At 52.8% G+C, this 6,718-nt stretch carries 3 protein-coding genes; 2 read left to right on the top strand and 1 reads right to left on the bottom strand.

Annotated elements, in window-relative coordinates; translation table 11 throughout:
• Positions 1-194 precede the first annotated feature (194 nt).
• Entirely contained in the window at positions 195-2,807 is a 2,613-nt protein-coding gene (gene clpB / locus PMI41_RS03365; protein WP_008121781.1) for an ATP-dependent chaperone ClpB, read from the top strand.
• Between the two features lie 200 nt (positions 2,808-3,007).
• Positions 3,008-4,405 (top strand): L,D-transpeptidase, encoded by a 1,398-nt coding sequence (locus PMI41_RS03360; protein WP_008121778.1) that lies wholly within the window; start codon positions 3,008-3,010, stop codon positions 4,403-4,405.
• Positions 4,406-4,424: 19 nt separating this feature from the next.
• Here the strand turns inward: PMI41_RS03360 and PMI41_RS03355 are convergent, their stop codons facing one another.
• Complete coding sequence (locus tag PMI41_RS03355) at positions 4,425-6,374, bottom strand: M23 family metallopeptidase (protein WP_040853660.1); 1,950 nt, start codon at positions 6,372-6,374, stop codon at positions 4,425-4,427.
• Between the last annotated feature and the right edge of the window lie 344 nt (positions 6,375-6,718).

Raw genomic sequence — 6,718 nt, 5'->3', positions numbered from 1 at the left:
GTGGCAAAGGGGAAGCATATCATGTTAGATTTCACGTCGAACAAGCGTCATAAAAGCAGGGAATGTGACCTTGTACGCCGGGGATAATATTCCCATATCTGCATCGAGCGAATGGATCTGCCTCTATGTAGGGGATCCGTCACCAACACACCGCGCAATGCCGATTTCGGGTTGTCCGGTAAAAGGAGACAAGAATGAACATTGAAAAATATACTGAGCGGGTCCGCGGCTTCATTCAGGCGGCGCAGACTTTTGCCCTTTCATCCAACAACCAGCAATTCACGCCAGAACACCTTCTGAAAGTGCTGGTGGATGATGAAGAGGGGCTCGCCGCATCTCTGATTGAGAGAGCAGGTGGTCGGATAGCAGATGTGCGCCTCGGGTTGCAGGCAGCACTTGATGCCTTGCCAAAAGTAACTGGCGGTAATGGGCAGCTTTACCTTGCCCAGCCACTTGCCAAAGTTTTTGCTACCGCAGAAGAAGTTGCCCAGAAGGCAGGTGACAGCTTTGTTACTGTCGAGCGGCTGCTTACGGCAATGGCTATCGAAAAATCTTCCAAAACATCGGAAATATTAAGCCGCGCCGGTGTTACAGCAGCGGGTCTCAATGCGGTTATCAATGATATCCGCAAAGGCCGGACGGCGGATTCTGCATCTGCTGAAAACAGCTATGATGCATTGAAAAAATATGCACGCGATCTGACTGCTGATGCGCGGTCGGGCAAGCTGGATCCCGTTATTGGCCGTGACGATGAAATTCGCCGGACAATTCAGGTTTTGTCACGCCGCACCAAGAACAATCCGGTGCTTATCGGCGAACCGGGTGTTGGCAAGACGGCTATAGCTGAGGGTCTTGCCTTGCGTATCGTCAATGGCGACGTGCCGGAATCCTTGAAAGATAAGCAATTAATGGCCCTTGATATGGGGTCACTGATAGCTGGCGCAAAATATCGCGGCGAATTCGAAGAGCGGCTTAAAGGCGTGCTTTCTGAAGTCACTTCGGCAAATGGCGATATCATCCTTTTTATCGATGAAATGCATACGCTCGTCGGTGCAGGCAAAAGCGAAGGCGCTATGGACGCGTCGAACCTTTTAAAACCGGCACTGGCACGTGGTGAACTTCATTGCGTCGGTGCAACGACTCTCGATGAATATCGCAAACATGTTGAAAAAGATCCTGCGCTTGCTCGGCGTTTCCAGCCTGTTTTTGTCGATGAGCCAACTGTTGAAGATACGATATCGATTCTTCGCGGTCTGAAGGAAAAGTATGAGCAGCATCACAAAGTCCGGATTTCCGATTCGGCACTTGTGGCGGCAGCTACACTATCGAACCGCTATATTACCGACCGGTTCCTGCCGGACAAGGCTATCGACCTCATTGATGAAGGCGCGGCGCGTCTTCGCATGCAGGTCGATTCCAAGCCGGAAGAACTGGACGAGATCGACAGGCGCATCATGCAGCTGAAGATCGAACGCGAAGCGTTGAAAGTCGAGACGGATAATGCGTCGCGTGACCGCCTGGAACGATTGGAAAAGGAACTTGTCGATCTGGAAGAACAGTCGACGGCAATAACCAATACCTGGCAGGCGGAAAAACAGAAGCTTGGTTTGGCGGCTGATTTGAAGCGGCAGCTTGACGATGCGCGCAATGCATTGGCCTCGGCACAGCGTAATGGTGAATTCCAGAAGGCGGGTGAATTGGCCTACGGCACAATTCCGCAACTGGAAAAACAGCTGGCTGAGTCGGAAAAGAATGATGGTTCGACCTCCATGGTCGAAGAAATCGTGACGCCGGACCATATTGCGCAGGTCGTATCCCGCTGGACAGGTATTCCGGTTGACCGGATGCTGGAAGGCGAGCGCGACAAGTTGCTTCGAATGGAAGACGAACTTGCCAAGCGGGTTGTTGGTCAGGGTGAAGCTGTTCAAGCTGTATCCAGGGCCGTACGCCGCGCGCGTGCCGGCTTGCAGGATCCGAACCGGCCGATTGGCTCGTTTATTTTCCTCGGGCCGACAGGTGTGGGTAAAACCGAACTGACGAAGTCGCTGGCTTCCTTCCTGTTTTCTGACGAAACGGCCATGGTTCGTATCGATATGTCGGAATATATGGAAAAACATTCGGTGGCCCGTCTGATTGGTGCGCCTCCCGGCTATGTTGGTTATGAGGAAGGCGGGGCTTTGACCGAAGCGGTTCGGCGGCGGCCATATCAGGTGATCCTGTTCGACGAAATCGAAAAGGCTCATCCGGATGTGTTCAACGTGCTGTTGCAGGTTCTCGATGATGGACGCCTTACGGATGGTCAGGGGCGTACTGTCGATTTCCGCAATACGCTGATCATCATGACCTCGAATCTGGGTGCGGAGTATCTTGTTTCGCTCGGTGAGGATCAGGATGTTGAAGACGTGCGCGAGGATGTGATGAATGTGGTCAAAGCCTCATTCAGGCCGGAGTTCCTTAACCGTGTCGATGAAGTTATCCTGTTCCATCGTTTGAAACGAAAGGAAATGGGAACGATCGTTGCCATACAGTTGCAGCGTTTGCAGTCGCTTCTGGCGGATCGCAAGATTGTCCTGAAGATTGACGATGATGCTACAAACTGGCTGGCCGACAAGGGCTACGATCCTGCTTATGGCGCCCGCCCGTTGAAGCGCGTTATCCAAAAGCAGGTGCAGGACCCGCTAGCCGAGAAAATTCTGCTTGGTGAAATTCTGGACGGCTCTACCGTCAAGATTACATCCGGCTCGGATCGGCTTAATTTCAAGGCTTCGAAAGCGGGCCCGGCGATTGAGAATAATGAAGCTGCTTAACGGCACACATCGAAACAGCGAAAATGGCCGCCACAGGGCGGCCATTTTCATGTCTCGTTCATCCGGTAAATGCGATTATCATTTGATGGCATTAACCATAAAAACATGAAAACGCGTCATTTTATGATTAATGATAAGTTATTGGGCAGTTCCGGGAGCGCCGGACTGCGTCAAAAGAGTTGGAAATCGGAAGCTCAGGCATGGCGTTTTACCGTGGTCCGTTGATGAAAATACTGCTCGCTACGACGGCGGGCGCTATCGGTTTTGGCACTGCCGCAGCGGCGGCGCGTGTTGCCGTGTCTGCCGATCAGCAAAAGTCTTATGAAATCGCGCAATTGTTTGAACCGCAGGAACGCCGACCGCGCCGCGAATCATTCCGCTCCTATTTTGATGAATATGGCCGCCGGGTAACCGTTGACCGCCGTGGTCGCATCGTTTCTGTCGAAGAACCACAGAACGACCAGTATGGTGAGAGTCCCGACTATTTTCCAGAGGCACCACAGGACAATTACGACACCGGTGCTATTCCAAATGACCCTTATGGTGGACGTGATCCTGTTCCATCAGAACAGGACTATGGAAACGTTTCCCGTGAACCTTTGCCGCCTGCAAATGGTGAACCGGGCTTGCAGCCGTCCGACCCCAATCTTTTTGACCCGGATTTTCCATCCGATGGCCTGAGCAATGCGCCACAGGAGCAAATTCCCGCTCACCCCAATCCGGCTCCAACTGTCGAACTGCCGAAAGGGCAGGGCGCTAAGGCGAAGATTACGGCGATTCAGGTTTTGCTTGACCGGATTGGCGTGTCGCCTGGGGTGATTGATGGCCATAAGGGTGGCAATGTCGACAAGGCGGTTGCGGCATTTGAGGAAATGACCGGTCAGCAATTTGATCCGCTCAATGAGGAAGGGATCAACGCATCGCTTGAACAAACTGGCGGTCCGGCCATCACATCTTATACGATTTCGTCAGAAGACGCGGCTTACCCCTATGTTGCGTCCATTCCGGAAGACTATGCCCACAAGGCCCAGTTGGAGCGGATGGCGTTTACATCTGTGACCGAATTGCTGGCTGAGCGATTCCATATGGATGAGAACTATCTGAAAGAGCTCAATCCCGGCGTCGACTTCAATACTCCCGGGGTGACAATTCAGGTGGCCAATACGGGCCAAAGTGCTGGAGGGGCAGTTACAAAGATCATTGCTGATAAAGGCCGCAAGCAGGTTCGCGGCTATAATGCGGAGGGGAAACTGGTTGTTGCCTATCCGGCCACCATCGGTTCGACCGACACGCCTTCGCCCTCCGGTACCGTTCAGGTAGAGCGTATCGCGCTTAACCCGAACTATACATATAATCCCAAGCTGAATTTCAAGCAGGGCGAAAACGATAAGGTGCTGACAATTCCTCCGGGACCGAACGGCCCGGTGGGTACAGTCTGGATTGCCTTGTCAAAGCCGACTTACGGTATTCATGGTACGCCGGAGCCGTCGAAGATCGGCAAGACCAACAGTCATGGCTGCGTCCGTCTCACCAACTGGGATGCAACCGAGCTATCAAAACTCGTGCAGAAGGGCGTCACGGTAGAATTTCAGGAATAACGGAACTTGGGAGAAGGAATCAGCCGCTGGCCGCAACCTTGGTTGGCGGTGTACCGTCATCCTGGATAAGCTGATCGATACGTTCACGTTCACGCTTGAACGCCACAAGATCATCCCCGCGCAATTCGCCGCCACTCGGCAATCTTATACGCATCGGATCGACTTTCGAGCCGTTGACCATCACCTCATAATGCAGGTGTGGTCCCGTCGACAGACCCGTCGATCCGACATAGCCGATGACTTGACCCTGACGAACCTTTGCGCCGGGCGTAACGCCGCTGGCGATAGCGTTCTGATGCGAATAGCTGCTTTCATAGCCGTTGGAATGGCGAATCAACGTCTGATTGCCATATCCATTGGTCCACCCGGCTCTCTCCACCACACCATTGCCGGATGCAATGATTGCGGTTCCACGAGGTGCAGACCAATCGACGCCCGTGTGCATTCGCGAATAACCAAGCAATGGATGACGGCGCATACCAAAGGGCGAGCGGAAAACACCGTTAGGGACAGGCTTGCGGAGGAGGAACTGCTTAGAGCTCTTACCGTCCTCGTCATAATAGTCAGTAGTCCCATCATCACCGTGGAAGCGATAGAACTTCTTCAAATCGCCACCGAAATTGGCCGCCACATAAAGAATTTCAGATTGCTCGTCGGCTTTCTCGGAACCTGTTGGCAAGGAGAAGAGCGCTTCCAATTGATCGGTCGGTGACAGCTGGGATTGGAAGTCCACATCAGACGCCAGCATTTTAATGAGTTGCTGGATCATCGTGTCAGTCATGCCATAGGCCATGCCGGCTCTATAGATGCCATCATAAACAGTCGGCAGATCCTCAGCCCTGCGCATGATAGGTGGACTATCGTCAAATGCCACTTGAAGACCTGGAGTCATTTCCGGCTCATCAGCCGGCACATATTGTTCGCGATCATTGAGCGCGATCGTAAGTATGTGGGTGGAGCGATTGTAAATGCTGGCGCGAATGATCTGGTCGGTGTTGTTTTCCGACTCAATACCTAACCGGAGTACACTCCCGGCTTTCAAACGCGTGGAATTGAGCAACTTAGAAATGGCATCCGCCATCCCTGCAGCATCGCTGCCTTCATAACCGGCGTCGCTAAGCGCGGTCAGGATGTCATTGTCGCGTCTGAAGGGAATCAGCTCTTCAGAATATCCTGCACTTACTGCATCCTCCGCCAACCGGGGCGAGACGCTTACATTTTCCTGAATGATTTTTACGGCAAGCGGGCTGCGCAAATTATAAGGGTCTTCATCTGAACCGAAGCGCAGTGGATCCACATAATGGAGCGAGGCGACTTGGATTGCCCCATCGGAGAGCAATGCGCCGGTATTCCGGACGACTTCCTCAACCTCATCGACGCTCAGATCATCTGAAGGATCGTATTGAGCGGTCGCCAACGGAAAGTCCGACGTTCGCAGACTTACTTCGCTTTCGACCTTGGCTCCATAGATCAGACCGGTTCGTGGAATCGGATCGGTGTTGGCATTTGCCTCAGCAAATACATTCAGAGGATTGAAGGACGGGTAGCGACGATTGGTATTGTGAACATCCGCAAGTGCAATGTGAACCAGTTCGAACGGCATTGTGCGAATGACATCGCGCTCGCCCTCTTTAAACATGGTCGATACATCAAGGCGCCTGCGATCCCGATTTTTCTGGACGGGAGTGGTGGCCGCCACACGAGCGCCTTTGACTACGTCGCTGTTATTGGCACTCGGCATCGCATTACGCGCCATGAGTTCCGGCGGTGTGGCAAGTTGCTCACGTCCGTCAAGAGCAGCAAAAAGTGCGACACCAATAAGCATACTTGATGTGATGCCTGTCAGGAACGTGCCTGCAAGCCAGCGTGCTGAAACCTCACGTCGATCCGGCGGCCCACGGCGTCCGTCTGTAATCAGCGGAGGCTCGTTGCCCGGATCAATCAGAGAATGCCCCTCATACTCATTCATACGATTACGTGTCGAACCTGTCGCCATTTATAAGATTAAGGCTTTACGAGATGATCAGTGCATCAGCCATGCGGCCTCGCTCTGGTATTTCATGCGGTCGCAGTTTTGCCCCTGTAAGATCGCTGTGTCAACGCGATGCGCCTTTAACTTCTTATTGTATGGATGGCTCATCGCACGATGCACGAGCGCTATGATGCAAATCGGGCGGGTTTGTGGCCTCTGCAATTATCCACAGGCTCAAAGCCAGATTTACGGGATTCTAGGAGAAGCGAGGGAGAGATTCAAAAACTCTGTCATATTTTTCATAATAAGTTCAAAAACCGTGTTGACAGTTTTGTGGAGTG

It is taken from the genome of Phyllobacterium sp. YR531 (genome assembly GCF_000282595.1).
GTDB lineage: Bacteria > Pseudomonadota > Alphaproteobacteria > Rhizobiales > Rhizobiaceae > Phyllobacterium.
The sequence above is the reverse complement of the archived record's forward strand: the minus strand, read 5'-3'. Positions and strand labels throughout refer to the sequence as shown.